General features: G+C 43.4%; 31 protein-coding genes and 1 pseudogene. 12 read left to right on the plus strand and 20 right to left on the minus strand.

Going from position 1 to position 24765, the window contains the following annotated elements:
* Positions 1–35: 35 nt before the first annotated feature.
* The 4 genes from comX to ACQCV8_RS00665 form a co-directional block, all read right to left on the minus strand.
* Positions 36–194, minus strand: coding sequence for a competence pheromone ComX (gene comX, locus ACQCV8_RS00650; RefSeq protein WP_426842611.1), 159 nt, complete (start codon positions 192–194; stop codon positions 36–38).
* A gap of 2 nt (positions 195–196) precedes the next feature.
* Positions 197–1129 (minus strand): polyprenyl synthetase family protein, encoded by a 933-nt coding sequence (locus tag ACQCV8_RS00655; RefSeq protein WP_426842612.1) that lies wholly within the window; start codon positions 1127–1129, stop codon positions 197–199.
* Between the two features lie 213 nt (positions 1130–1342).
* Positions 1343–1483, minus strand: coding sequence for a degradation enzyme regulation protein DegQ (gene degQ, locus ACQCV8_RS00660; RefSeq protein ID WP_426842613.1), 141 nt, complete (start codon positions 1481–1483; stop codon positions 1343–1345).
* Positions 1484–1676: 193 nt separating this feature from the next.
* The gene (locus tag ACQCV8_RS00665) at positions 1677–1934 is read right to left on the minus strand and encodes a hypothetical protein (RefSeq protein ID WP_426842614.1); all 258 of its coding nucleotides are present in this window, start codon (positions 1932–1934) and stop codon (positions 1677–1679) included.
* Between the two features lie 171 nt (positions 1935–2105).
* On the opposite strand from ACQCV8_RS00665, the gene ACQCV8_RS00670 reads away from it, so the two are divergent.
* Positions 2106–2393: a hypothetical protein gene (locus ACQCV8_RS00670; RefSeq protein WP_426842615.1), complete on the plus strand. Its 288-nt coding sequence runs from the start codon at positions 2106–2108 to the stop codon at positions 2391–2393.
* A 68-nt stretch (positions 2394–2461) separates the two neighbouring features.
* On the plus strand, positions 2462–3145 hold the full coding sequence (locus tag ACQCV8_RS00675; RefSeq protein WP_426842616.1) for a TerC family protein: 684 nt from the start codon (positions 2462–2464) through the stop codon (positions 3143–3145).
* 47 nt (positions 3146–3192) lie between these two features.
* Here the strand turns inward: ACQCV8_RS00675 and ACQCV8_RS00680 are convergent, their stop codons facing one another.
* Together ACQCV8_RS00680 and ACQCV8_RS00685 are read right to left on the minus strand one after the other, a co-directional pair.
* Positions 3193–4095, minus strand: coding sequence for an aldo/keto reductase (locus ACQCV8_RS00680; RefSeq protein WP_426842617.1), 903 nt, complete (start codon positions 4093–4095; stop codon positions 3193–3195).
* Positions 4096–4162: 67 nt separating this feature from the next.
* Positions 4163–5389 carry an EAL and HDOD domain-containing protein gene (locus ACQCV8_RS00685; RefSeq protein ID WP_426842618.1) on the minus strand — a complete coding sequence of 409 codons (1227 nt, stop codon included), beginning with the start codon at positions 5387–5389 and terminating at the stop codon, positions 4163–4165.
* A gap of 412 nt (positions 5390–5801) precedes the next feature.
* Between ACQCV8_RS00685 and hpaB the strand changes: the two genes are divergently transcribed.
* Complete coding sequence (hpaB, locus tag ACQCV8_RS00690; protein WP_426842619.1) at positions 5802–7247, plus strand: 4-hydroxyphenylacetate 3-monooxygenase, oxygenase component; 1446 nt, start codon at positions 5802–5804, stop codon at positions 7245–7247.
* Between the two features lie 24 nt (positions 7248–7271).
* Here hpaB and ACQCV8_RS00695 read toward each other — a convergent pair whose 3' ends face one another.
* The 3 genes from ACQCV8_RS00695 to ACQCV8_RS00705 form a co-directional block, all read right to left on the minus strand.
* Positions 7272–7487, minus strand: a complete 216-nt coding sequence (locus ACQCV8_RS00695) for a YueH family protein (protein ID WP_426842620.1) — start codon at positions 7485–7487, stop codon at positions 7272–7274.
* A gap of 68 nt (positions 7488–7555) precedes the next feature.
* A complete protein-coding gene (locus ACQCV8_RS00700) occupies positions 7556–7711 on the minus strand; it encodes a hypothetical protein (RefSeq protein ID WP_426842621.1) in 156 nt (51 codons plus the stop codon).
* Between the two features lie 90 nt (positions 7712–7801).
* The gene (locus tag ACQCV8_RS00705; protein ID WP_426842622.1) at positions 7802–8017 is read right to left on the minus strand and encodes a spore germination protein; all 216 of its coding nucleotides are present in this window, start codon (positions 8015–8017) and stop codon (positions 7802–7804) included.
* A 166-nt stretch (positions 8018–8183) separates the two neighbouring features.
* Here ACQCV8_RS00705 and ACQCV8_RS00710 point away from each other — a divergent pair, with 166 nt between their 5' ends.
* Genes ACQCV8_RS00710 through ACQCV8_RS00725 form a run of 4 tightly spaced genes read left to right on the plus strand, consistent with a single transcriptional unit; the run spans position 8184 to position 9676 of the window.
* Entirely contained in the window at positions 8184–8426 is a 243-nt protein-coding gene (locus tag ACQCV8_RS00710; RefSeq protein WP_426842623.1) for a spore germination protein, read from the plus strand.
* 11 nt (positions 8427–8437) lie between these two features.
* Positions 8438–8680 carry a spore germination protein gene (locus tag ACQCV8_RS00715; RefSeq protein ID WP_426842624.1) on the plus strand — a complete coding sequence of 81 codons (243 nt, stop codon included), beginning with the start codon at positions 8438–8440 and terminating at the stop codon, positions 8678–8680.
* Positions 8681–8695: 15 nt separating this feature from the next.
* Positions 8696–9172: an Hsp20/alpha crystallin family protein gene (locus ACQCV8_RS00720; protein WP_426842625.1), complete on the plus strand. Its 477-nt coding sequence runs from the start codon at positions 8696–8698 to the stop codon at positions 9170–9172.
* 45 nt (positions 9173–9217) lie between these two features.
* A complete protein-coding gene (locus tag ACQCV8_RS00725) occupies positions 9218–9676 on the plus strand; it encodes a hypothetical protein (RefSeq protein WP_426842626.1) in 459 nt (152 codons plus the stop codon).
* Positions 9677–9703: 27 nt separating this feature from the next.
* On the opposite strand, the gene ACQCV8_RS00730 is transcribed toward ACQCV8_RS00725, so the two are convergent.
* The 8 genes and pseudogenes from ACQCV8_RS00730 to ACQCV8_RS00765 form a co-directional block, all read right to left on the minus strand.
* Positions 9704–10825, minus strand: coding sequence for an AI-2E family transporter (locus tag ACQCV8_RS00730; RefSeq protein ID WP_426842627.1), 1122 nt, complete (start codon positions 10823–10825; stop codon positions 9704–9706).
* A gap of 115 nt (positions 10826–10940) precedes the next feature.
* Positions 10941–12277, minus strand: a pseudogene (locus tag ACQCV8_RS00735) (hemolysin family protein).
* A 211-nt stretch (positions 12278–12488) separates the two neighbouring features.
* Positions 12489–12713: a YuzF family protein gene (locus tag ACQCV8_RS00740; RefSeq protein ID WP_426842628.1), complete on the minus strand. Its 225-nt coding sequence runs from the start codon at positions 12711–12713 to the stop codon at positions 12489–12491.
* Positions 12714–12797: 84 nt separating this feature from the next.
* Positions 12798–13328, minus strand: coding sequence for an HD domain-containing protein (locus ACQCV8_RS00745; protein ID WP_426842629.1), 531 nt, complete (start codon positions 13326–13328; stop codon positions 12798–12800).
* A 488-nt stretch (positions 13329–13816) separates the two neighbouring features.
* Complete coding sequence (locus tag ACQCV8_RS00750) at positions 13817–15139, minus strand: sensor histidine kinase (protein WP_426842630.1); 1323 nt, start codon at positions 15137–15139, stop codon at positions 13817–13819.
* Complete coding sequence (locus tag ACQCV8_RS00755; protein ID WP_426842631.1) at positions 15129–15803, minus strand: response regulator transcription factor; 675 nt, start codon at positions 15801–15803, stop codon at positions 15129–15131. Before ACQCV8_RS00755 ends, ACQCV8_RS00750 begins: the two co-directional genes overlap by 11 nt.
* A 172-nt stretch (positions 15804–15975) precedes the next feature.
* Positions 15976–16500 (minus strand): hypothetical protein, encoded by a 525-nt coding sequence (locus ACQCV8_RS00760; protein ID WP_426842632.1) that lies wholly within the window; start codon positions 16498–16500, stop codon positions 15976–15978.
* Between the two features lie 149 nt (positions 16501–16649).
* Entirely contained in the window at positions 16650–17138 is a 489-nt protein-coding gene (locus tag ACQCV8_RS00765; protein ID WP_426842633.1) for a hypothetical protein, read from the minus strand.
* A 200-nt stretch (positions 17139–17338) separates the two neighbouring features.
* Here ACQCV8_RS00765 and ACQCV8_RS00770 point away from each other — a divergent pair, with 200 nt between their 5' ends.
* The 3 genes from ACQCV8_RS00770 to ACQCV8_RS00780 all read left to right on the plus strand — a co-directional run bounded on the left by ACQCV8_RS00770 (position 17339) and on the right by ACQCV8_RS00780 (position 20368).
* Positions 17339–18571, plus strand: a complete 1233-nt coding sequence (locus ACQCV8_RS00770) for a PucR family transcriptional regulator (RefSeq protein WP_426842634.1) — start codon at positions 17339–17341, stop codon at positions 18569–18571.
* A 121-nt stretch (positions 18572–18692) separates the two neighbouring features.
* Positions 18693–19823: an alanine dehydrogenase gene (ald, locus tag ACQCV8_RS00775; protein WP_426842635.1), complete on the plus strand. Its 1131-nt coding sequence runs from the start codon at positions 18693–18695 to the stop codon at positions 19821–19823.
* A gap of 98 nt (positions 19824–19921) precedes the next feature.
* Positions 19922–20368 carry an OsmC family protein gene (locus ACQCV8_RS00780; RefSeq protein ID WP_426842636.1) on the plus strand — a complete coding sequence of 149 codons (447 nt, stop codon included), beginning with the start codon at positions 19922–19924 and terminating at the stop codon, positions 20366–20368.
* Between the two features lie 93 nt (positions 20369–20461).
* Here the strand turns inward: ACQCV8_RS00780 and ACQCV8_RS00785 are convergent, their stop codons facing one another.
* Together ACQCV8_RS00785 and ACQCV8_RS00790 are read right to left on the minus strand one after the other, a co-directional pair.
* Complete coding sequence (locus ACQCV8_RS00785; RefSeq protein ID WP_426842637.1) at positions 20462–22237, minus strand: ATP-binding protein; 1776 nt, start codon at positions 22235–22237, stop codon at positions 20462–20464.
* A gap of 154 nt (positions 22238–22391) precedes the next feature.
* Positions 22392–22988, minus strand: a complete 597-nt coding sequence (locus ACQCV8_RS00790) for a sulfite oxidase-like oxidoreductase (RefSeq protein ID WP_426842638.1) — start codon at positions 22986–22988, stop codon at positions 22392–22394.
* Between the two features lie 107 nt (positions 22989–23095).
* On the opposite strand from ACQCV8_RS00790, the gene ACQCV8_RS00795 reads away from it, so the two are divergent.
* On the plus strand, positions 23096–23689 hold the full coding sequence (locus ACQCV8_RS00795; RefSeq protein WP_426842639.1) for a biotin transporter BioY: 594 nt from the start codon (positions 23096–23098) through the stop codon (positions 23687–23689).
* A gap of 349 nt (positions 23690–24038) precedes the next feature.
* On the opposite strand, the gene ACQCV8_RS00800 is transcribed toward ACQCV8_RS00795, so the two are convergent.
* Positions 24039–24263, minus strand: coding sequence for a hypothetical protein (locus tag ACQCV8_RS00800; protein ID WP_426842640.1), 225 nt, complete (start codon positions 24261–24263; stop codon positions 24039–24041).
* 265 nt (positions 24264–24528) lie between these two features.
* Here ACQCV8_RS00800 and ACQCV8_RS00805 point away from each other — a divergent pair, with 265 nt between their 5' ends.
* A complete protein-coding gene (locus ACQCV8_RS00805; RefSeq protein WP_426842641.1) occupies positions 24529–24693 on the plus strand; it encodes a hypothetical protein in 165 nt (54 codons plus the stop codon).
* The last annotated feature ends 72 nt before the right edge of the window (positions 24694–24765 follow it).

Below are 24765 nucleotides of genomic sequence, written 5' to 3' on the forward strand. Positions count from 1 at the left end.
ATAAAACACCTTTTTTATCTATTTGAAACGAAACATTACCACCAATAGTGTGCTACAGTTTTTGTTGCGTTAAATAATCCTTCTATTAAACTTGGAAGTTCCTCTAAGCTCACTCCTAAAATGCTTACTTCGCCATTCATTGCTTTCTCAACTACATCTGGATTATCTAATAAGTATTGTACTATATCCTGCATGTTTACAGCTCCTTTTTATTATTATTTATCAAATGAGATTTTAAAATCTCAATCCGATCCGCGTTTAGAGGCAGACGGTTCATTGATGTGGCTGCTTTCTGGATGGCAATCTGCTTGATGACGTTTAAATAAGAAATGACTCCTGATTTAAAGAGCACTTCTTTGTAAGTCTTTATACCGCCATATTCCTCTTCGAACGTTTTGCCGCTTCTAAAAAACTGCAGCAGTTCTTTTGATGCATCGTTAAATTCCCTTTTTATATATAAAAGTGCCAAGGTGTTTTTTTGAGCAGACACGTCACTTTTATGCGAGTGAAATAAATCCCTGAAATCATTCTCAGCTTGCGCCGCAAGACCGATTTGCGTTGCGTATTCATGCACTTCCGGAATTTCGGTTCCGCCCGAGTAGATGACGCCCGTCATGGAGGCCATGGCCAGGAGCGATCCGGACTTTCGCTTCATCATTTCCAGGCATGCTTCTTCGGTAAGAGCCGATCCTGTCAAATCTTCGTGCTGCCCTTCCATTGCCAGGACAGAATAACGACTGATCAGCCTGGTCAGCGGTTCACTGTTTTCCAGCTCCGCAACCATTTGAAGGCTGAGTGTATACATCATGGTCGCAAGGTTTATCGCTTCTCCTGGATGAATTTTCATCCACGGCTCTGAATAATTATCCTGATCCTCAAGGTCATCCAGAATATCGAATGAGAGTGCATATAGCTCGACTGCGGCCGCAATTTTATACAGTCCCTCTTCAAAATGGGGAAGGATGTCAGACTCTTTGGCAAAAAGCATTCCGTGGAGAAATACAAGCTGCCCGAAGAAAACCTGATCCTTCGTGCAGATAAACGACAAAATTCGATCCCTTGCTGATTCGTTCTTTACTTTTGAGGTTACCGATTGCACGGATGCCTTTATGACTGCGTCGAAGTTCAAGTGTAAATGGTCACTAATTGCAATCACCCCTTTAAAAGTAATATTACTATATATGCATTTTTTTTAATAGATAATTATAAAATTTTTACATTCTTATAAAAATTTTACCTTAATTTAGAAGAAAAAAAGCAGTTTCCTTTAAGGAAACTGCTTTCTGTTTCTATCCGTCCATTCTTCTGTTTACAAAGAAAAAAGCTCTGGCTGATAAGAGCTTTACGAGACCTTTACATATGCGTATTTATCGTATTTATCGATGCTCTTGTTTATGGATTGCAAGGATTGCTTCGTTTCACGAATTTCTTTTTCCAGCTGCTGAAGAAACTGTGTCAATTCTTCGATCTTGTGTTGTGTCATCGCTTCCACACTCCTTCTTTAAATCGGGCTGGCTTCTATTCGCTTGCTAACCCTTTTGCTAACTTTAATACTAAAGGAGTGCGGGCCGTTTGTAACCGAAAATAAGGCGAAATTCACAGTGCGGGATACCGCAACCCTTTCAATAGTCCATATGATTCATATTTACGGATTATCAGTCGTGCTATTGTACCTATTAAGATTTGACTTTCATGCCTGGATACTCAGGTTCACCGAAATTACTGAATAATTGGTCCCGGAATATTTCCTGCGCATGCCATTCAGCCCTTTCACGGACAGCTGCTAATTCAGCCGGACCATTGTATCTGATTAGTAAATCTTCAATTCTTTTTTCAGAGCATACGAATTCTGCTTCGACCGCATTTCCTTCATGATGGAATACAAAGGCAACAACCAGCTTATTTTCCAATTCAAAGATTTTCGGTTCAAGCAAAACGATTCCCTCCTAAAAGATGTCATATTATTTAACTATTCGCTCTTTTTTGCTTAAACCCTCCTTCTATCAGCAGGTGTTTACGTTCACCCTTATGCTTGAGAATAAAAATAGACAAATATAATAAAGAGGAACATACATATAATACATGCTTATTTGGAGGTGAAGTGCTTGTCCGGTCCATTGCGTTCGCCCTATACAGATGTTTTTGGCTTAAGTGCAAGGGAATGCCTTTCTCTTTATGCAGATTTGCAAAAAGTATTGGCAGCCATCTCTTCCTCACCGCGGTACGCCTTTCAAATAAGAAAAAACGCGGAGCTTTCCAATACGAAGGAGGTTCGGCGGCTAATCCGTCAATCAGGGTTAGTTTCTCCATTTGATGTAGCTTATACTCCAGATGGGATCAACATCACTATCCTAAAGGATCACGGGCATCTGACCGCTTCATTAAGGTGGTAACAGCAATTAGTAAATTCCGGTCAGCATACATGGGCGGGGTGTGCTAAAACTAAAAGCGAGGTGAATTCATGGAGATATTTACGGCTGATTTTTTGGCCTCCCTTTTATCCATCATAGTCATTGATCTGGTGCTTGCAGGGGATAATGCGATCCTAATTGGATTGGCTGCCAGAAACCTGCCCGCAGGACAGAGGAAGAAGGTTATCCTTTGGGGTACTGCAGGAGCGATTATTATAAGGGCTATTGCCACGTTTGCCTTCGTTTATTTACTCAAGATTCCCGGTCTGCTTTTAGCGGGCGGTTTGATCCTTCTTTGGATCGCCTACCGGCTGCTGACCGACGATAAAGAGCATGACGTAAAATCAGGAAACAGTATGGGAGCTGCCATCCGAACCATTATTATTGCCGATGCTGTAATGGGGCTTGATAACGTTTTGGCGGTAGCAGGTGCAGCTCATGGAAGTTTCTTGCTGGTTACCCTAGGGCTTTTGATCTCCATTCCGATTGTTGTTTGGGGGAGTACGTTAATTTTAAAATTCATCGACCGCTTTCCGGCCATCATTGTCATCGGGGCAGCCATATTAGCCTGGACTGCCGCAAAAATGATTGTAAAGGAGCCATTTCTTAAGCCTTATTTTAAGGAAGAATGGATTACTTATACATTTGAATTAGCTGTGATTGTCCTCGTAACCGGAATTGGATACTATCGTAAAAAAAACCGGGAGAAAAGGCATATCGCTGGGCAAAATTAAAACAAGGGCGCTTACAGCAGCCCTTGTTTTATACGTATACCAACTATTTAAGGGACTTCATGCCCCATTGAAGCGTGCAGGATCTCAAACCATTGCTGCCTGTCCATTTTTAATTCGAGAGAATGAACCGCTGAATGAATCCGTTCAATTTTACCTGATCCTACAATCGGCATGATTTTTGCAGGGTGTGCAAGCAGCCATGCATATAGAACTTCATCGATTCCTCCGGCGCCTATTTTTTCTCCGACTTGTTCAAGTACTGTAACAAGACGCTTCGCTTTCCCATCTTCCGCTTTAAAAATTTGGCCTCCTGCCAGTGGAGACCAAGCCATAGGGGGAATTCTCATTTCCTGGCATAGGTCCATTGTGCCGTCTTCAAAATTTTCAAGCTGATAGGCAGATAGTTCGATTTGATTTGTTACAAGCGGGAAGTCGAGATAGGACTGCAGCATATGAAAATGGGACTGTTTAAAATTTGAGACACCGAAGTGACGCACTTTTCCTTCTTCTCTCAGCTTCGTGAAGGCTTCTGCAGCTTCTTCAGGATTCATAAATGGATCAGGACGGTGAATCAGAAGCACATCTATGTATTCGGTTTTAAGGTTTTTCAGGGACTGCTCCGCTGAAGCGATAATGTGCTCTTTACTTGTATCATAATGCTTGATCCGGTTTTCGGGACGATTTTCCGAAATCAGGGCAATCCCTGCTTTTGTTACGATCTCCATCTTTTCCCTGAGAGATGGTTTTAAAGCAAGACCTTCGCCAAATAGACTATCACTCGTGTAAGAGCCGTAAATGTCTGCATGATCGAAGGTTGTGATGCCGAGGTCCAGGCACTGCTCAATCAGCTGCAGCCGCTCATCTTTGCTCATATTCCAGTCTGCTAAACGCCACAATCCGTGAATAATACGGCTAAAGGATAAATCTTCTGCTATATGAATGCGTTCCATGATCATTCTCCTCTCTTTTCGTATAGTGTACTTTAATTCTGAAGGCTTTCAAAGTGCTTTGATTCCGTTACCAGTCAGTCCCTGACAGCAAGTCTTCCGCCCAGTGAATGGATGCAATATAGGATTCATAGGCTTCTTGCTCCGATAATCCGCTTTCAGGCAGATGAAATTCCGCCAGCTCCAGTCTGCGGGCCCAGTTAAAGATTCTCGTCAAATCATTATTTGTGCCAGAAAGAGCATCCTTTATATCAGGTGCAAGGGGAAGTTCAACTAAAATATCCGCCTTCTCCCTGTGCAGGAGCGTATCAATCATTGAAAACATCCCTGTCAGAAGATAAGAGGAGGAGGAATTTCTCCCGGTTTTTACTGCCAGCTGTTCGCATAGCTTGGCACGGATTAATGAAAGCTTGATCACTTCATTCATGAGCGGCTCGTCCTTTTTAAAAAACCCTCTCACCGACATAATGTACATCCATTTTCTGATCTCTGTCAGCCCCAGAAGAACAATCGCCTGCTGGATTGAATGAATCGGATTTGGAGGGCGGAAAGCTGGCGAATTCATTAATTTCAGAAGCTTGTATGATAACGAAAGATCCTGCTCAATCAGGTCTGCAACCAGATCAATTCTTGGTTCTTCTTTATTTAATTCCTGAATGATTTTAAAGTAGGACAGGACGTTTAAAGGCATATCGTGGCCGGCCAGTATAACAGGCTTGCTGAAGAAATACCCCTGAAACAGCTCGCATCCCAGTGCCTTCGCCTGCTCATACTGCTCCAAAGTCTCGACTTTTTCCGCTATGAATGCAAGGTTGTAAATGCTCAGCTGCCTCATCATTACAGAAAGTTCTTTCAAGGATGTATGCAGCATATCCACTTTAACGTAATCTGCTGCATGTAAAATGCTCTGCACTTCCGGATGCATGCTATCCTGTTCAATAAAAAAGTCATCCAATGCAATGGTATACCCTCTCGCTTTCAGGCTATTGCATATGGATGCAAGCTCGGATGTAAGCGGAACATCTTCCAAAATTTCAATAACAACAGAACGCGGATCCAAATATTCCGGTATTTTAAGCTTTAAAAGATCTTCGGTAAAATTAATAAAGCAAGGGCTTCCTTCAGATAATTCTTTCAAGCCCATATTTAAAAAGCTGTCTAAAATTAAATGCATAGTGGCTTCGTTTCCGTCTATTTTCGGAAACGAATTTTGCTCGCTGTTTCTGTATAAGAGTTCATATCCTTTTACAAACCCTTTCCGGTCAAAGATCGGCTGTCTTCCAATGTATACTTTCATGCTGTTTCCTCTCTGAATATAAGTGCTTTATACCCATTTATTTTAGCTCATATAGAGGAAAATTTTTGTCGAATTTTGTGTTTTTTGCGTTATTTTTGCAAAAAATGCAGAATCATTTTCGTCCAGCCGATTACAGCCATCCATATTGGAATGCTTAAACCTGCTGCCCAAAGCATTCCTTTAAAGAAATTCCCTTCCTGTCTCATGTCATCTCCTCCTGACGGTCCGCTACATCTTGTCCAAAATAGGCGAGTGATAAACTGCTGCTTGCTATATATATTCGACTGTCTTTCCAGTTATCACTTCCTGCAGGAGCCCGGTTAATAGGACTCACGTTCCGCTTAGACCCGCATATAGTGAAAAAGGATTCAATTATTGAGGTTTGAACATCAACTATCGGGAGTGAAATAAATTGCCGGTCATCTCTGGAAAACAATTTATCGATCGGTTAAATAAGCTTCATCCTGCCGTATGGTACAAAGGAAGTAAGATAGAAGGCCCCATTTCAGAACACCCTGCCTATAAAGGGGCTATACGGACAAAAGCAGAGCTTTACGACCTGCAGCACCATCCGGAAAAGGTGGACAGGATGACGTATCAATGCCCGGAGACGAATGAAAGGAAGGGTCTGTCGTATTTGCGCCCGCAAACGAAAGAAGATCTTACAAAACGATCAGCGATGATGACCGAATGGGCTAAGAAAACACATGGAATGATGGGACGAACGCCTGACTATATGAATACAGCTGTCATGGCTCTCGCGGCTTCTGCAGCGATACTTGAAGATCAGGATGATGATTTCGCCCAAAACTTGGTCCGCCTTTATGAACGGGCCTCCCGTGAAGACCTTTCGTTCACTCACAGCTTTATCAATCCTCAGGCAAATCGCTCAGCGGCCTATTATGAATCAGATCATCACCCTGTAGCAGCCAGAGTGATTAAGAAAACGGCGGAAGGCCTCATCGTAAAAGGAGCAAGGCTTCTGGCAACAGAAGGCGGAATGACGGATGAAGTCCTTGTCTTTCCATCAGGCGGAGGAAAGCAGTCCAAAGAACACGCTTTCTCCTTCTCAATACCAAGCAATACAAAAGGGCTGTCCTTTTTATGCAGGGAATCCTTTGCGCCCGGAGATTCTGCTTTTAACTACCCTTTATCTTCCCGGTTTGAAGAAATGGACACCTTAATTATGTTTGATGATGTTCTCGTACCCTGGGATCGTGTGTTTTTTTATCACCGTCCGGACCTTGCCGCAAAATTATTTAATGAAAGCAGCTTTGCTTCTCAGGCTCTCCATCAAGTCGTAAACCGGCAGCTTGTAAAGCTTGAATACTTGCTCGGCCTCGCCCAGCTTCTCGTTTCAGCGCTGAATGTCAGCGAATATCAGCACATCCAGGAAAAAATATCGGAATTAATCATCGGGTGTGAAGTAATCAGCGCACTTCATCAAAAATCAGAGCATACAGCGGCTTTGGATCAGTGGGGGACGATGTGTCCCAATTTGCAGCCTCTTTATGCTGCTATATGTCTTAACTCCAAGCTCTATCCTGCGTACATTGAGATTCTTCAGCTTATTGGTGCAGGAGGATATTTGACGATCCCTTCCGAGGAAGATTTCGAATCAGAAATTGCTGAAAAAGCCGATCATTTTCTTCAGGGAGCAGCAATCGACGGGAAAATGAAAACCGCTTTGTTCCGTCTAGCCTGGGATACCACGATGAGTTCATTCGGAGGCCGTCAGACCCAGTATGAGCGGTTTTTCTTTGGCGACCCCGTCCGTTTGCGTTCAAACTTGTACAGATTCTATCCGCGTCAGCACATGATGGATGAAGTTCTTAGCTTCCTCGATTACCGCAATTAAAATAGGCGCCACATGAGCGCCTTTTTACATTTCTGTAATCCATTGTCCGATTTTATCTGCGAGCAGTCCGGCTTCTTCTTTATTCAGCCTTTGCTCAAGCGATTGAACGAGTTTCTCTCTAGCGGCCACTGATCCCTCCTCATATTTTATGAGGCATGACCAGTGCTGGTCCGGTACGGCGATTAAGTGATATTCTTCCTTCTTGTTTTCGTAGATATATATTTTATCGGTATTCGGCAAGTGAGCCCTTCTAATTTTCATTTCCTATTCCTTTCTTAAATAGACTGCTGTAATCGTTAATTCCGGGTTTATTCAGATGAAATCGGCTTAAACGTGTCCGCAGCCTGAAGAATCTTCAGCGTTGTGACATTTGTTTCAGGAGACTTTCTTTTGGAATGGAGCACTTCCTCTACTTGATCCAGCGGAACGCCCGCGTGCATGGCAATGCATGCTTTCCTATTCATAAGAATCACCTCTCTGACTAAATCGTACAAAATGTCAGAGGGCGAATCAATGTTTTCACAGAATTTTAACATAGTTGAAAAGTATATTCCCTAAGCGTTAAGAGAATCAGCCTGGTCTATTACATCTGAGTCAAAATCATTGGTCCAGCTCCTGCTGTTCACCAGATGATTCCCATCTCCATTTGAAAGCGCTCCTGATCCTACAGCAAATTTTTGAACACTTTTAGGAGAAATGGTAAAAGTGTCCCCCACCTTGAAGACACCCGAAACACTCTCCACTTCCATCGGACCTACAAAGGCTGGCATATTCCTCACCTCTTTCATCATCATTTCCTAATTTTTTCAGAGTCGCTTATGTTTTGCCATTTAGCTCTGCTTATTTAGCCTATGCCCTTTTCCTGAATTCGGTGCTCCAGAACAAATGGGCTTTGCCGGGCATACACTGTAAAAGCGAATGGAGGAAGGTGAGAGTGTGCCAACAACCATTAATCTGTTTCATCTTAAAGTACACAGCATTTCCTGCAACGGTTCTCTAAATATTGGAGAGACGGTGATCAACAGTCCAACCTCAAGCACTAAATCAACAGGGGCCAATTCATCTTACGGCGATTTTTCACCATCTGACTCCCTCATGGAGAACATTTATATTGATCCGGACCAAAATGACCAGTCAAACATTGCCAACCTGGATGAATTTATCGCCAGCCAATCTTAAGGAGGGTTCTCATGCCTTATCAGATAAATATATTTAATATTAAAGTGAATGGAGTTACACAAAACGGAAATATTGATTTTGGCAACGTATCGCAAAACAGCCATACTGCCAACACTAAATCAGTCGGAGCCAGTTTTTCACTCGGTGATCTTTCTCCAAACTTCTCTCAAATGGCAAATGGAAACGCAGACCCCGATGTCAGTGACCAGGATCAGATTGCCAATCCATCTCTTCCGGTAACGACTCAGATATAAAGAGGAGGGAGATAAGTGGATAAGGAAAAAATTCAAAAGTGGCTGGAGTTAACAGATAAATGTCAGAAGAATGATTTTTGGAAGTCTCTTTTTGAAGATGGGGGAACAAGTCAAGGGAACGGCAGAGCGGCTGGCCAGGAACCTTCTGACACTTATCCAAAATGTGATGTGTACGCTCATGAAAATATAGTGGCTGTCCTTATTGAAATACCAGGGTTTAAGAAAGAGGATTTTTCTGTCACCCTCGATTCAGCACGTTCAAAAATCCTTTTTAAAGGAGCTCTCCAGGCTCCTTATTCCTTTCAATACAGGGTAGCCTGCGAAAGGCAGTACGGGGAAATCGAGCGGGTCATCACCCTGCCTTTTTCTGTAGAAAAGGAAACCGTTCAGAGCAAGTACTGGAACGGTATTCTTGAGCTTACGTTTAAAAGAGCCGAAGAGGAGGACGCTGTTTCAATAAATTTTGCCGAAGGGCATACTGACGGGCCTTGAGTCCATATACTGAAGTAACTCTTACAACATGTGTGGGATCAGTCCATGATATTCAGGAAAAAGAAGCAAAAGGACGAAGAAATTAGGATTCAGCAGAGGCTCTCAAGTCTCGATCAATCGGTTCAGCGGATTCAGAACTTGCTCACCCGGCAGGAAAACCGCCCTGAAGCCCTTCCCTCCCAATTGGACTCACAGGCAATCAGAAAAAAACAGGCCGAGCTTGGACAAATCTTAGCAGGTGTGCAACATGAAATTTCTCTCATAAAAAAACAGTTGTCTGCCTCTAATGAGGGGACCCTTGAAAAAAACGGGGTTCCGTTTATTTATATCCAGCACCTTCACGTTGAAAACGTAGATATGAAGGAAGTTGACCTCAGCAGCAATTTAGGGCAGCTCGGAATAAAAGAACTTCCCGGCCAGCTGAATATCGGGCAGGTTTATGGAAAAAGCAAGCAATCTGACAGTAAGCATCCAAAGGTATTCATTCAGCCAAAAAAGGACTGACTCCCCCTGAGCCAGTCCTCGTTTTTGTCACTTCGGAATTTTATTCGACTGGTCTTTCTTCTCTTTCTGATACCTCATTCTAAGGCGGATGAGTCTCGTCAAATTTAAGGTCGTCGCCTTTAGAACAGCGTACGTCGGCACAGCAAGAATCATTCCGATGACTCCCCCGAAGCTCCCTGCCCCGATCAGCAATAGGATAATGGTAAGCGGGTGGGTATTGATTCGTTTGCCGATAATCAGCGGAGACAGCAGGTTTCCATCAATTTGCTGTACAACCAGCACGACTAAGGCTGCCAGTAATCCTTTTGTCGGTGAATCCAAAAGTCCAATCACAACAGCCGGCGCCGCTCCTAAAAACGGCCCGAGGTAAGGAATGATATTCGAAATGGAAACGACGAGCCCAAGAATCAGCGCATAATCCAGTCCGATAATGGAAAATCCAATAAAGCAGCCAGTCCCTACAAAGATTGAAACAATCAGCTGGCCTTGAATATATGCAGCAAGGGTCTCGTACAGGTCATGGAAAATCTTAATTCCTTCATGACGGTATGTATTCGGAAGGACCCTTACAGCCTGAACCGGGAACCTGTGGCCATCCTTCAGCATAAAAAACAGGATGAACGGAACAGTAATGATCGTCAGTGTAATATTCGTTACCACCCCGAGAACTGCATATGCGCTTGAAGTAAGGTTTTGCGGTATTTTTGTGGAAAATTCGGTTAAAGACTGTTCGATTTTTTCTATTGATACATAATCCTGAGTCATGATCCAGGTAAACCAGCTCGACTGGGAAAGATTTTGAATAAACTGTGTAAGCTCTGTTATATAATTAGGAATATTGTTGATCAGGTCTGTAATCTGCTTTGAGAGCAGCGGTCCAGCAAAAGCGCCAAGCATAACAATCAAACCGATGAAAATCAAATAGATAATCAAGATCGCAAGCGTTCGCGGCACCCTGTTTCTTTCTAAAAACCGCACAATCGGGCTGAAGATGAAAAAGAGCACACCTGCTATGAGCATCGGAAAGAAAAGTGTCGTTGTAAATGACACAATCGGTGCGAACAGGAATGAAACCTTTGTACATACGTAGATAATTAAAAGGATGAGTAAAATCTCGAGTGTCCAGAAATGGACTTTAGACTTCAGCAACCGTACCTGCCTCCTAAAAACAGTTTATTCTTTTATCTAAAACCTACTATTCCCTATAAGCAATGTCAATCTTATTATCAAAAATATAGCGCTCAGGCTTATCCCTGCGCGCCTTTTAGCTGTTTTCAGCTTCTGCTTTTTTCAGCTTTGAATGAATTTTAAGCACCTCAACTGAACGGATTAAATGGCCATCCATTTCACGGACCGTAAATTCATAGTCCTCGTAAAAAAGTGTATCTCCTTCCCCAATGTCCATATTTTGAGAAAGCATCCAGCCGCCGACAGTATCAATATCTTCTTCCTCAATCTGCAGATAAAGCAGACTGTTTAGCTGATGAAGAAGCACCTTGCCGTTAAAAATAAAGTGGTGTTCTGACTTTCTCTGAATCTCAGGGATTTCATCCTGGTCAAATTCGTCCCGGATTTCACCAACAATCTCTTCTATAATATCTTCTACCGTAACAAGACCTGCGGTTCCACCATACTCATCAACGAGTACAGCCAGGTGAACCCGCTCTTTTTGCATTTTGATCAGAAGGTCCCGGATTGGCGTGGTTTCAATAACCTGAATAACCGGTCTGATGTACTCCGTTAAAGACGTGTCTTTTTGTCCAGCGGCACTTTTCGAAAACAAATCCGTAAAGACCTCTTTGCTGTTTACCATCCCGGCAATATTATCCTTATCCCCATTCACAACAGGGTAGCGGGTATATTTTTCATTACTCATCATTTCAAGACTTTCCTGAAACGGCTCATCGGCATTTAAAACGGCAATCTCTGTCCGCGGAACCATGATTTCCTTCGCGATCCGATCATCAAATTCAAAAATCCGATTCACATATTTGTATTCAGACTGGTTGATTTCTCCGCTCTCATAGCTTTCAGACAAAATGATCCTGAGTTCTTCCTCAGAATGGGCAAGCTCATGCTCAGAAGCGGGTTTTATGCCAAATAAGCCGGTTACGAATCTCGCTGAGGAATTGAGTGCCCAGATAAATGGAAAGGCAATCCGGTAGAATAAAATAAGAGGCCTTGCAAAGGCAAGCGCCACTGTCTCAGTTTTTTGAATGGCAACAGTCTTTGGTGCAAGCTCTCCCACGACTACATGCAAAAATGTAATCACAGCAAATGCAACGGCTACTGCCGCGACATGAGCAAGAGATTCACTGAATGGCAGCTTTTCAAACAAAGCTGCAGCAGATCCGCAACCGTTGGCTCCCCAAGCCACCCGAGCCCCAATGCCGTCACGGTTATTCCAAGCTGACAGGCTGACAAATACTCATCCAGATTGGTGGTTACTTTTTTCGCCGCCAAAGCATTGCGGCTTCCTTCTGCCATCAGCTGATCAAGTCTGGAGCTTCTAATTTTTACAATCGCAAACTCAGACGTTACAAAGAATGCGGTTAATGCGATAAGTATGGCCACAAAAACTAATTTAACTAAATAAAAAATTCCCTTATCCGGTCCGGATCAGGAGTCACCTCCAAGTGATTCAAACTGTCATTTTCCTTTACATGCCCGGAAAGCTAATTAGCGGCCCGGCGCATACTTATCCTTATACCCTCATTTAAGCTTCCTCTCACATGTATAATTTTGTAACAGGATTCTGCCATTAGCCATTAAAAAAAGCCGGCGTCTTTACGGACCGGCTTTTGCAGGTTAATCAATCGTCATCAGGCATGATCGATACAATTTGCTGAATGCGTATAAAAAATATGGAATCCCCATTTGTCTTCAGCACAATGTGATCTGGTTTGACATCTGTGAGTTTTCCTCTTGTTGTGTCCCGAACTGTCTGAATCACCAAATCTTTCCCAATGACGGTCTGCAGCGTCTGGTAAACGTATGGATCAATGATGGTAATCATCTGAGGAGCCTGATTTTGCATCGTTTGGTCATCTCCCTTATACAGTTTTCACACTTTTAACGTATGAGCTGTTCAGCGGGGATAGCACCATTATTCCACTCGCGCTTAGACGGTTCGTTTAAAGGGACGGTTCCTTTTATCGATATGATCATCCAGTTCTGCCAGTTTCTTTCTCGCTGTTTGAACAGAGATGGTCCGGTAATGATGCTTTCCATTCGGTTCCTCATCCATTTCATCCGCTGCCTTTACAACATGCTGAAGCGGATTTTGGATAAATGTACCCTCAGGCAGATAGGAATCGGTATGAAACAGAATGGCCAAAGCAATTTCTTTTGCTGCCTCCCTGTCTTCGCCAAGCCGGATCAAAAGCTTATGAGCACGCTCTGCACCTTTAATTGCATGAATATCATTTTTTTTATACTGTTCAAAATCCCATTCTCCATCGGTATACCATTCATAATGCCCAATATCATGGAGCAATGCGGCTTTTGCGGCAAGGTCTGGATTGACGCCTTTTTTAAATGCCAATCTGCAAGCATGAAAAGCAGCTGAGACCGCGTGAGCCATGCCGGAGCGCTGCAAATATTTTTGAGCAATGGGATGGTCAAAGATTTCAGTGAGCATAACCTTCCTCATCTATGAACCCTCCTTACCCTAAATTTTTTTCCAAATTATCATATTGGGAAGGCAATATCAAATGAAATGTTATAATCTATGACAAGGATTGAGTGTTGTCCATACAGATGCCCTGCCGCATTTTAATAAGGTTAAGGAAGGAGAAGGACATGACAGCGTCACATCCTTCCCCTATGAAAAAATTAAGAGAGTGTCTCAACAGAGCACCCTCTTATTCTTTTTATCTCTATTCACCCGGCTGCTGATTTCTTTTTCAGCCGTTCTCTTATCCAGGGGCGGGCGGTGTGCCTCCTCAGCGCTTTGCGTTCGCCTGAAACCTGTCCGCATGAGTCTCACAGCTTCCGCTTCAATCAGCTGATGTTGAAACATCAACCTTATGCTTCTTCGCGGCCTTGTATTAAACAGGCTGTATGTGAGAGCTCCGATTTCCAATACGGGGGCAGCCAGATGAACCCTTTACATTATCACTTCATCATCGAGCTGGCTCATTAAACAGGAAATTCAACCTTAAAAGCTACGCCATGCTCGCCGTTATCAACTGTAATTCTAGCATGATGGAGGGTAGCTATTCTCTTAATAATCGCAAGACCGAGGCCAAAATTCCCTTTTTCTCCTTTAACAAATGGCTGAAAAAGGTTGGCGAGCAATTGATCGTTCATTGGTTTTCCATCATTATAGCAGCGGATTGTTATGGAATCCTGCGCTTCTTTGATGGACAGCTCCACTTTCGTCTCCGCGTATTTCAGCGCATTCTCAAGCAGATTTTCAAGAAGCACCCTGATCTGCTCTTCATTTCCCCTGATCGACACAGGATCCAGATCCGAATGGATGTGAATGGCAGGATTGGATGCACTGAGCCTCACGATAACATCCTCAGCTGTTTCATTCACTTGTACCGGTGTGTTCTCAAGCTTTAGCTGGGAGAGATAATCAAGCTTAGTTAAATACAGCAGATCCTTTATTTTTTTCTCCAGCAGAAGTGCTTCTTTTTCGATAATATCTGCCGTTCCTTCCGGTGAACCGGTTGGATGAATTCCGTCCTTCATGGCTTCTGAATAGCTTCTAATGACCATAATCGGTGTTTTCAGGTCGTGTGATACATTTTGAAGCATTGTCTGCTGAAACTCATCCTGCTTTTTCAGCTGATTTCTCATGTCGTCAATGGACGCGGCCAGCTTTCCGATTTCATCCTTGCGGTCAAGGAGGAGCGACTCGTTCAGGTTCCGTTTAGAAATCTTGTTTACATGTGCTGTAATTAAATCCAGCGGCTTCACCAGCCACTTTGAAAAAATCAAAGCCAGAACGATCCCTCCGACAATAATTAGCGCAAAGATAAAAAAGATTCTGGTTAATAACGTTTGTATTAGTTCATTCCGGTAGGTGTCCCATAGATAAGAAACGAGTACAACCTCGTTCCCTTTTGGATCAAACCCTTTTTTAATGACATAGAGAATTTCATTATTTCCAACGGAAACATTGTAGCGCTGGCTGTTTTCTTTTTGTTTTTCTGCCTGAAACAGGAACAGCTCAATGGATTTCGGCTGAAATTTTGGTCCGACGTAATCCCCGTTTTCATATATGTAGAGATTCTTAACAAGTCTCATCTGCTGGCCGGCAGTTGAATCTGAGGGCACTGAATCGCTAAACCCCGGAGTCAGCCTCTCCTGAGCTTCTTCAATTGTGCGAAACAGCTCATTTGTGAAGAAGGTCTTCAGGGTTGAGGGAATCACGAGGAAAAAGACAATGGCCATAACAACAATCAATCCTGTAAAAAGTACCGCAATCTGAACAAACAGCGGTTTATTTCTCAAGGTATTTTACCGTCCGGTACCCGAACCCGTAAATCGTTTCAACGTGAAGCTTTGGACATTTTTTTCGGACCCGGCGGACAAGGTCATCCACCACACGGTCGGAACCAAAATAATCATCCCCCCACACATATGTTAAAATCTGTTCTCTGCTTAAAGCGCTGCCTACATGCTTCACAAGGTATACAAACAAGTCAAACTCCTTGGAAGTAAGCTGGATCACTTCCCCATTCTCTGAAATGGTACGTTCTCTTTCCTTAATTACGTAGGGGCCATAGATTAAGCTTGGCTCTTCCTGCCTCTCATAAGTCCGCTTCATAATTTTTTTTGCCCTGATGATCAGTTCCTTTGGAAGAAAAGGTTTTGATAAGTAATCATCTCCACCAAGCTCCAGTCCAATAATCCGGTCTAAGTCCTCATCACGGGCACTGATGAAAATAACAGGTGTTTCTTCATTAACCTTTTTTATCTCTTTTATGACATCATACCCGTCTATATCAGGCAGCATAATATCGAGAATCCACAAATGAGGCTGCTCATGAATGCTATGAATCGCATCCGATCCATTTAAAAAGCTTTTAACTTCCCAATTCTCCTGCTTTAAATAGGTGGTTAAAACCGTATTCAAGTGATGTTCATCCTCTACTAAATAAACGGTATAAGACATATTCATTCCTCCGTAAGCTTGACATCCGGGCTGCAGATTCTGCCCCGCTTTTCTTCCATAAGACTCTCCGGCACCCATGCATGTACTGGAAAAAACCTATGTGTCATCGTCTGCCTTGTATTCTATCCCATTAGAAAAGGAGCGCAGGCACGCCCCTTTTCATCCCATATGATTATTTTACCTTTTCAGCTAAACGCTTTTCCAGTTTTTCATTACGATCCTGCATGCTTTTTAACTTTTCATCCAAAAGCTTTTTAATTAAAGCTTCATCCTTGTTCTTTATTGCCGTACGTAAATCTTCTGCAGATTCCTTACGGCTGCTCCGATTCGCCTTTCTTTTTTCTTTAAAAGCACTTACCTTTTCTTTTATTTCTTGGTCTGATAGCCCTTGTGTTTTCCAATCCTTTACTTTAGCCTGCAACCGCTCTTTCCTGTTTAGCTGCTCTTCCTGACCGCTTCTAAGCTGTTTGGTCAATCTTTTGTTTTCTTCAGCAGCTTCCTTGAACTCCTCTTGCTTTTCCGGAGCATACTCTTTCACAATTTCGTCCGCTCTCTTTTTCAGCTGCTGCCTATCCTTTTTACCGGCTGATTCTTCATTTGAAAATTCCTGTTTTGGCATTTCACTGCTTTCTGATGCAAAAGCCATCGCCGGGATGGCCAGCATCATAGCTGTTCCCGCTGCAATCCATTTTTTCATCTGATTCAGCTCCCTTTCCATACTTAAGTTGAATACTTCATATTCCATGCTAGCGGATAAATGACGCAGAATGATGATAGAAGTATGGGAAATCAAACGAATTTTTGAAGTCTGCCGCTTCAAGCGCAGGTTAGCCGTGAGTCATTCATTCACCTTTTTTCAAGCTCTGTATTACGGCGCTGTATCCTTTTCAGCATGTCATTCAGTGACTGTTTTATTTCCCCTTCATCCCGGCGCTCAATGGCATGTTTTAACTCCTGTGCAGCCTTTTTCCGGTCACGGTGATGTCCGCCAATTTCTTGCTTGCTCTTCCTCCATGCCTGCAGATTCCTGCGGATCTCTGCGTCTGATAAATTCTGTTCCTTCCAGCTTTTTTTTAACTCCAGCAGCTCCATGCGATCCTTTTTATAATCTTTATGAAGCTTTTGTTTGATCCGGTCCCTTTCTTTCAGTGCCGCTTCCCATTCCCGCACCTTTTCGGGTGTATATGTTCTCACAAGACCCATCAGCTCCTGCTGTTTCTGACTTTTAAAACGTTCGTGCTGCCTGAGGCCTTCTTCTCCTCCCTGTGCAGCTGAAACAAAGCCCGGCAGGCAAAGCGCCAGCACCAATCCGATTAGAAGCCACATGTTTTTCATCGCTTTACACTTCCTCTCTATAGTGATCCTGCTCCTATAGGATTTGCTGTTCATGTCTGGAAAATTATGTGGAATTGTGTGATTTGCCGCTTTTTAAGAGCCCGGCACTCGACATGGACTGCAGCCCCCCCTTCTTTTTGTTGATTTTTACAAACAGATTACGCATACTTTAGCTAACAACTCGTTCGGGAGTGAAAAAAATGGCAGAGCGATATGATCATCCTTTTATATATCATTTTGACCGGCTTGAAGATATTGCCGATAAAATCAGCGAAGTTTTATCCTTGCCGATAACGATTGAAGATGTGAATCACCGGCTGCTCGCATACAGTACCCACGATGAGTGTACAGATCCTGCAAGGATTTCAACGATTATCGGTCGGCGGGTGCCTGAACGGGTGATCAATAGCCTATGGAAGGATGGGACCATCCCGAAGCTGATGGCTACTAAGGAGCCGATTCGAGTCAATAAAATTGATGAGGTGGGCCTTGGGAGCCGGGCTGCGATATCAATCTGGAAAAATGATGAAGTGCTTGGGTTTGTATGGGCTCTCGAAATTGAAAAAAAACTCACCTCTGCTGAGCTTGGTCTTTTGAAAGAAGCGGCAGAAGCGATCAGGAATAAGCTGCTGAATCTTCATGCCACTAAAACTAAGAAACAGGAGCGAAGCCAGGAAATGTTCTGGAGGCTGCTCACAGGCAATATTCAGTCTGAAAAAGAAATTCAGCAAGGCTTCGGTCTGCTTCATGTAAAGTATCCCCAAGCCTTTTCTGTGATTCTGTTCACGTTTCCGGAGGAGATTTCCCAGAATGCAGAAAAGCAAATCGATTATTTGCTAAAGACGACCCAGCAGGTTCATGTTCTCCTCTCAACATCCGACTACAATCAGCTCATCGTTCTTGCAGAGCCGAGGGGGGAACAGGCACTGACCGAGCTGAAGGAATTTTGCTTTTCCACAGTGAAACAGCTGGACGAACGGTTTGGTCTTCGTCATGCCGAAGCCAGCATAGGCGGTGTTTACCATGACACGGTGAAAATTGAGAAAAGCTACCGTGAAGCCCTGGCTGTTTCAAAAATCAAGCACCGCTTTCGACAGGAAACCATGTCGCTCACCAGTTTTTCAGAGCTTGGCATTTATCAATATATAGACATTTTATTTGAGAAAAGAAAGCAGGAGGGATTTGAAAATTATTCTCTGAAAAAGCTGAAGGAATATGATTCGGATCATAAAACGAACTTGATCCAAACACTTGAGGCTTATCTCGAAGCCGACAGCAATGTGCATACCGCGGCAAAGCAGCTGAATGTTCATGTCAATACGCTGGGCTACCGGCTGAAACGCATTGGACAAATCGCTGAAATTGATTTGCGCAATCCCAATGAAAAGATGACTATTTATCTGGATTTGAAGCTTGAACGAATGTCTTTGTGAAATCTCACAAAGACATGTAAACCCTTTCTCTTTTTTAGACAAACCAAATTAGTCTGGCAGGTATTATACTAATAGAAGAACTCATACTAACTATTATCTGACATTAAAGGAGGAAGGGTTCATGATCATTGGTGTACCCAGAGAAATTAAAAATAACGAAAACCGCGTTGCGCTTACTCCAGGAGGAGTGGTTCAATTTGCTGCAGCCGGCCATCGTGTTCTAGTAGAGAAGGAAGCTGGAGTGGGAAGCGGCTTTACTGATGACGCGTATCTTGAAGCAGGTGCAGAGCTGGTCGAGCTTGCTGCGGATGTATGGGCACAAGCAGACATGATAATGAAAGTGAAAGAACCGCTTCAGCCTGAGTATGACTATTTCCGCGAAGGGTTAATTCTGTTCACCTATCTCCACTTGGCGGCGGAGCCGGAATTGGCACTGGCACTTAAACAATCCGGAGTCATTTCGATTGCGTACGAAACGGTTTCAGCCGGCCGCACACTTCCGCTGCTTACGCCTATGAGCGAGGTTGCCGGAAGAATGGCCGCACAGATCGGGGCACAATTTCTCGAAAAACCAAAAGGCGGCAAAGGAGTCCTGCTTGCCGGAGTACCTGGTGTAAGCCGCGGGAAAGTAACCATTATCGGCGGCGGCGTCGTTGGTACAAATGCAGCAAAAATGGCCGTTGGCCTTGGTGCGGACGTAACCATCATCGATTTAAGCGCAGACCGTCTGCGCGAGCTTGATGACATCTTCGGCACTAAAATTAAAACGCTGATGTCTAACCCTGTTAACATTGCCCATGCTGTTGCGGAATCCGATCTTCTCATCTGTGCTGTTCTCATTCCGGGAGCAAAAGCCCCTACACTCGTAACAGAGGAAATGGTAAAGAGCATGCAGCCAGGTTCAGTAATCGTTGATGTCGCGATTGACCAGGGCGGTATCGTGGAAACAGTCGATCATATAACAACTCATGACCAGCCAACCTATGAAAAACATGGTGTTGTTCATTATGCTGTTGCCAATATGCCTGGAGCTGTTCCAAGAACCTCCACTTTAGCCCTTACGAACGTAACAGTTCCTTATGCCCTGCAAATTGCAAACAAAGGGGTATTTAAGGCGATCTCTGAAAATGTAGCGCTTAAAGCAGGATTGAATACAGCTAAGGGTGAAATTACCTATGCTGCTGTCGCCAGAGATCTTGGCCATGCATACGTCCCTGTAGAAGTTGCATTGAATAAAGAGCTTGCCATCTAATAGGCCGGCAATTAAAAAGGAAGGATCTCATCACCTTGAGCTCCTTCCTTTTCTTATAGGGGCTAAATGAGATAAACTAGCATGCGGAGGTGGTTCCAATGGCAGAACACCGCTTTTTGCTTCAAGCAGACTGGCCGGGCGGCCGGAACAGTGTAGGTGAGATCAAAGCCGGCAATTTACACACGAAAATCTCCATCCCCCCTGAAATGGACGGCCCGGGTGTGGGGACAAATCCTGATGAGATGCTTTTAGGAGCTGCAGCAACCTGTTATATCATAACTCTGGCAGCGATGCTTGAAAGAAGCGCTATTAAAGTCGATAGCCTCTCAATGGAATCTGAAGGAATCGTAGAGGTTGAAAAAGGTGTCATTACGTATAAAAAAATGATCCATAAACCTATGCTGATTTTAGCAGATGCAGCGGATTATAAACAGCTGGAAATGGCACGCAGGCTCACGGAAAAAGCAGAGCAGTCGTGCATGATCTCCAGGGCTGTGCAAGGCAATGTTGCAATTGAACTGGAGGCGCGCGTTTCAAAGAAATGAACACGCTTTACGCTTTGATTCATGCGTTCCCACAGAATGCAAAAACCCCCGGATAGCTATAGCCATCCGGGGGTTTTTCCTCTCTGCCCGGTGTTAGATAAATCTTTTTTTAGCTTCTTCTATTGGATCCAGAGGCAGCTGGATAGTGACTGTTGTCCCTTTCCCCAGTTCACTTTGAAATTGAATTGTGCCTCTGTGCTCTTCCTTGACAATTTTGTAGCATACCGTTAAACCAAGTCCTGTTCCCTTTTCTTTTGTCGTGAAAAAAGGTTCTCCCAGCTTTTCAATCCGTTCCGGTTCAATTCCGCTGCCTTCATCCTTTAGTATGAACTGGGCGTATCCATCGGCTGCCATCGCGCAATGAATCGTCATTGTCCCCCCGAATTCCATCGCTTCGATTGAGTTTTTCACCAAGTTAAGGAATACTTGCTTTAAGTGATTTTTGTTGCACAGGATGTAAAGTTCCGGATCCGCATGCAGGGAAAACTGAACATACGCGGCTTTTGCCGTTTCCTCCAGTAACAGGAGGACATCCTCTATAATCTCCTTTGCTTTTTCTTTCTTAAAGGATTTTCCCTGAGGCTTGGCAATCAGCAATAGCTCATCAATGACTTCATTGATACGGTCGATTTCCTCTGCCATGACCCGCAAATGATTTTTATGCTTAAGGTTTTCATCCTCGCCTAAAAATTGTACGAAGCCCTTTAACGAAGTAAGAGGATTTCTAATTTCATGGGCTACACCTGCTGCAAGCTCCCCTACTACGCTCATCTTCTCCGTTTTAAGGATGTATTCTTCATCCCGTTTCCGCTGGCTGACATCATTTCCGATACACAACAGCAACTGCTTTCCTTCTAGGGTAACCGGAATCTTCAGCACTTCAACCCACCTGGTTTGCCCATTTAAATCGATAACCTTCTCAAGCTTTTCATATTTTTGTTTTATGCCAAGAAGAACCTTCTTCTCTTCCATCTCTATTTTTACCGCCTGAACACTTCTCGGGTTCAGTTCAAGATCCGTTTTATTCAAAATTTCCGATACATTTAAACTGTAAAGGTCCGCCATTGCATCATTTGCTATAACAAATTGATGATCTGCATTCTTCACATAAATGTAACTCGGGTTTAAATTCATGATTGTATGAAGCAGGTTTTTCTGTTCTTTTAATCCCCTGTTTAAATTTTGAATAAGAGCAATAAAAATGAGCAGGGTAAGCAGCACAGAAGAAAATCCCGACACAAAAAGCGGAAGTACCTTGTATCCGCTGAGCAGCCCAATGCTGATCACGATAAAGATCGTCAGACTTAAATACATACTGAATAAACGCTGTTCCTTCACAACGAAAAACATAGAATAGATGATTAATAAGAAGGCGGTAATAAGCGTTAAAGAGCTGTTAAGAACAAACAGCCACTGATACTCTCCGAATATTGGATAATAATGTACAGGAAATTGCTTTCCCTGACTGTAAGTTTCCAGGCCTTTTATTCCTAAAGGAGTGTTGCTGATTGCATAAACAACTGCACTTAATGAAAAAGAACTTACACATAAAAGCCTCAGCACCCATTTAATAAGCTTCCTTGAAAAAACACTGCTTTTGCTGTAGCGCGTAAGAAGAATATACATGAGATAGCAGACCATCGGGAAATTAAAAATCAGGCCGAAACGGAATAAGGTAAAGGATTGTATTGCCTGATCATGTGTAAATAATTCTACCCCATACAAAATTGATATATCGAATTGCCAAAAGGCCAGAAGCACTAAAAAGCTGGCCGCGATATAAAAAAGAGGAGTGCGGTTGTGAAAAAGAATCAGAACACCTAATACGAAAGGAATGATCGCAATGATTGCCAATAACGTAAAATACATGTTGGTTTACACTCCATTAAATCTTCACGGATTTGAATAACTGACAGTATGCCAGCATAATTATTATACCAGTCTATGTAAGGTTTAGCGCCCCCTAAATGAAAGCTTTTTAAAATTTCAAGTATTATTTTTTTCCAATTCAACATTTACTTCTTTAGTCCCATGAAAAACGCTCTTCCTCCCATGGATTCCCATTCATATGGTAGCCGTTTTTCTCCCAAAATCCAGGGTGATTATGCTCTGTAAATTGGATCCCTCTCAGCCATTTAGCACTTTTCCAAAAATAAAGATGAGGAAATACAGCCCGCAGCGGATAGCCATGCTCGGGTGTTAACGCTTGACCGTCATGAGAATGGGCAAGCAGACTCATATCCTGTAAAAAATCCTCAATTGCAACGTTAGCCGTCCAGCCTTCTTCAGCATGAAGCATGACAAACCTTGCTCTCTCATTCACTCCCGCTGCCTCTGCGATGATTTTAGTCTTTATGCCGGACCACTCATTATCGAGTCTTGTCCAGCCCGTTACACAGTGTATGTCATTTCCTAAAGTCGTTTGCGGATAGTTCATCAGGTCAGAAAAGCTTAAGAGGAGCGGCTGATCCACCAGCCCATAAACTTGAAGGTTCCAGCGGTTTAAATCAGGGTATTCCGGTACACTGCCTGCATGCAGAACGGGAAATTTCTTCGTCACGTGCTGATTGGGAGGAACCCTCTCTGAATCAGTATGGGCTCTGGGTTTTCCAAAATACAATCTGCTCACCATCCTTTATGTTAACCTTTGTTTAATTTAAGTTGACAATGCGTTTTTCATCTATTAGTCTATATACAAAAGTCTACTAGTGTAAAGGGGATTATGGTATGGGCAAAAAATTTAGAACAATTGATATCGTTTTAGCGGGGATGTTTGCTGCATTGATGGCAGTAGGAGCCAACCTGACCTCCTGGCTTCCTTTTCTTCAGGTGGCAAACGTACCATTATCAATGGCTCCATTTTTCTGCGTGCTAGCCGGGCTCCTGCTGGGTAGCCGGCTAGCCGCATTTTCAATGATTGTCTACGCGCTGATCGGTGCTGCAGGGGCCCCTGTATTCGCCGGTTTTTCTTCCGGGTTCGGAGTTATTTTAGGACAAACCGGCGGATTTATTCTCTCCTACATAATCGCTGCTTATGCTGCAGGGAAAATCATTGAATGGAATAAAGACCCTAAACCTCCTGCTTTTATCGCTGCATCTTTCGCAGGAATCCTTATCATTTATCTTTTCGGCACGACTTACATGTATGCCGTATTAAATTATGTGCTTAGCACGAAGCTTTCCTACTTGGCTGCCTGGCAAATCATGGCCTGGTTTGCTGTAAAGGATATTGTTTTCACTGTATTTGCCGGAGCCATTGCACCGCGTATATACAAACAAGTAAAAAAGGGATCCGGAAGCATGACACGCCGGGCTGCCTAGCTTCCTTAGCTATGTGACAGATCCCGGGAACATAATGAGCCTTCAAGAGCCGCCGTTTTATCTCAACTTAAGGGAGAAGCGGCTGCCTTGTCCGGGAGGGGGAAACCATACAAAACAAGGAAACGGGATGTTTAATATCCGCCTCTTGAGAACCTGCTAATCTCCTCCGCCATCCGTTCCATCGGAAGAACTTCTATCAAGGCTAAAGGCATGCAAGTCAATCATTTCTGCAAAAAGGTCCAAAGATCTGCCAGCTGCTCCTTTAGCAAATCTCCATCCTGTTTCCAACAGTGCCAGTTTATCCTTACTCCTCTTGCTTTCAGCCAAAGTGATGAATTCCTCTTCCGTTTTAAGCTGGAACGAGCCTCATCAGCGCTCCTGTGCGGTGATCTTCCTGCACATCTCCAAGAAATGCTTCCCTCATCATTTTGCTGAGAACTTCTGCAGCCATCACATCTTTAGTAACGGTTACTTCATATACGAAAATCCGTTTTTGGATCAAATCGGGACTGTAATCCGCATCTATCCGAATGGGTTCCAGCTGAAAAAAATGATCCGGAATGCAATCAATCAAGATCTTTACATAACAGCCTCATCATCCGGACCCTATCCCCTGTTAATCCTTCATTCTGTTATTATACCCCAGCCCGCCAGATAACTGGAAAAATTAAAAACAAATCATATTGCTTCTGTCTGCATATAATATCCCATGTAATTTTTAAACAAAACGGGTTGAATTACCCTGGAAATTGAGGTAATCTATTAACTATTGCCGCTGGAGGTATAAACAGAGCTCTAAAATGGCATAATGCAAGTATTGGAATAAAAGAGGTGAGATCATGCCTGGATTAGCAATTAAACGCTATTTTCTAAGTGAACTGGACCGCGAACAATTCGAAAACGAAGTACTGCACCATACCCCGTCTGCTGCAGACTATTTGTTCGACTGGGACGATGCTGAACTGATGGACGCATGGAAGAACATACAAGCAAAAGCATTGTAAATAATACTAATGATAGACCGCCGTGCTTCGGCGGTCTTTTTTTTAGATATGCTTTTTGCTTTTCTATTACAC

Origin of the sequence: Metabacillus sp. 84, from assembly GCF_050107715.1 — a bacterium.
GTDB lineage: Bacteria > Bacillota > Bacilli > Bacillales > Bacillaceae > Metabacillus_B.

Bases quoted from the DNA above. Each gene is read 5' to 3' on its own strand.
- ACQCV8_RS00705 (WP_426842622.1), bottom strand. From the start codon at position 8,017: ATGCCAGCCTTTGTAGGTCCGATGGAAGTGGAGAGTGTTTCGGGTGTC.
- ACQCV8_RS00725 (WP_426842626.1), top strand. From the start codon at position 9,218: ATGATATTCAGGAAAAAGAAGCAAAAGGACGAAGAAATTAGGATTCAG.
- ald (WP_426842635.1), top strand. From the start codon at position 18,693: ATGATCATTGGTGTACCCAGAGAAATTAAAAATAACGAAAACCGCGTT.
- comX (WP_426842611.1), bottom strand. From the start codon at position 194: ATGCAGGATATAGTACAATACTTATTAGATAATCCAGATGTAGTTGAG.
- ACQCV8_RS00770 (WP_426842634.1), top strand. From the start codon at position 17,339: ATGGCAGAGCGATATGATCATCCTTTTATATATCATTTTGACCGGCTT.
- ACQCV8_RS00805 (WP_426842641.1), top strand. From the start codon at position 24,529: ATGCCTGGATTAGCAATTAAACGCTATTTTCTAAGTGAACTGGACCGC.
- ACQCV8_RS00765 (WP_426842633.1), bottom strand. From the start codon at position 17,138: ATGAAAAACATGTGGCTTCTAATCGGATTGGTGCTGGCGCTTTGCCTG.
- ACQCV8_RS00680 (WP_426842617.1), bottom strand. From the start codon at position 4,095: ATGGAACGCATTCATATAGCAGAAGATTTATCCTTTAGCCGTATTATT.
- ACQCV8_RS00745 (WP_426842629.1), bottom strand. From the start codon at position 13,328: ATGAGGAAGGTTATGCTCACTGAAATCTTTGACCATCCCATTGCTCAA.
- ACQCV8_RS00785 (WP_426842637.1), bottom strand. From the start codon at position 22,237: ATGTATTTTACGTTATTGGCAATCATTGCGATCATTCCTTTCGTATTA.
- ACQCV8_RS00760 (WP_426842632.1), bottom strand. From the start codon at position 16,500: ATGAAAAAATGGATTGCAGCGGGAACAGCTATGATGCTGGCCATCCCG.
- degQ (WP_426842613.1), bottom strand. From the start codon at position 1,483: ATGACACAACACAAGATCGAAGAATTGACACAGTTTCTTCAGCAGCTG.
- ACQCV8_RS00700 (WP_426842621.1), bottom strand. From the start codon at position 7,711: ATGAATAGGAAAGCATGCATTGCCATGCACGCGGGCGTTCCGCTGGAT.
- ACQCV8_RS00715 (WP_426842624.1), top strand. From the start codon at position 8,438: ATGCCTTATCAGATAAATATATTTAATATTAAAGTGAATGGAGTTACA.
- ACQCV8_RS00755 (WP_426842631.1), bottom strand. From the start codon at position 15,803: ATGTCTTATACCGTTTATTTAGTAGAGGATGAACATCACTTGAATACG.
- ACQCV8_RS00780 (WP_426842636.1), top strand. From the start codon at position 19,922: ATGGCAGAACACCGCTTTTTGCTTCAAGCAGACTGGCCGGGCGGCCGG.
- ACQCV8_RS00795 (WP_426842639.1), top strand. From the start codon at position 23,096: ATGGGCAAAAAATTTAGAACAATTGATATCGTTTTAGCGGGGATGTTT.
- ACQCV8_RS00740 (WP_426842628.1), bottom strand. From the start codon at position 12,713: ATGCAAAATCAGGCTCCTCAGATGATTACCATCATTGATCCATACGTT.
- ACQCV8_RS00685 (WP_426842618.1), bottom strand. From the start codon at position 5,389: ATGAAAGTATACATTGGAAGACAGCCGATCTTTGACCGGAAAGGGTTT.
- ACQCV8_RS00675 (WP_426842616.1), top strand. From the start codon at position 2,462: ATGGAGATATTTACGGCTGATTTTTTGGCCTCCCTTTTATCCATCATA.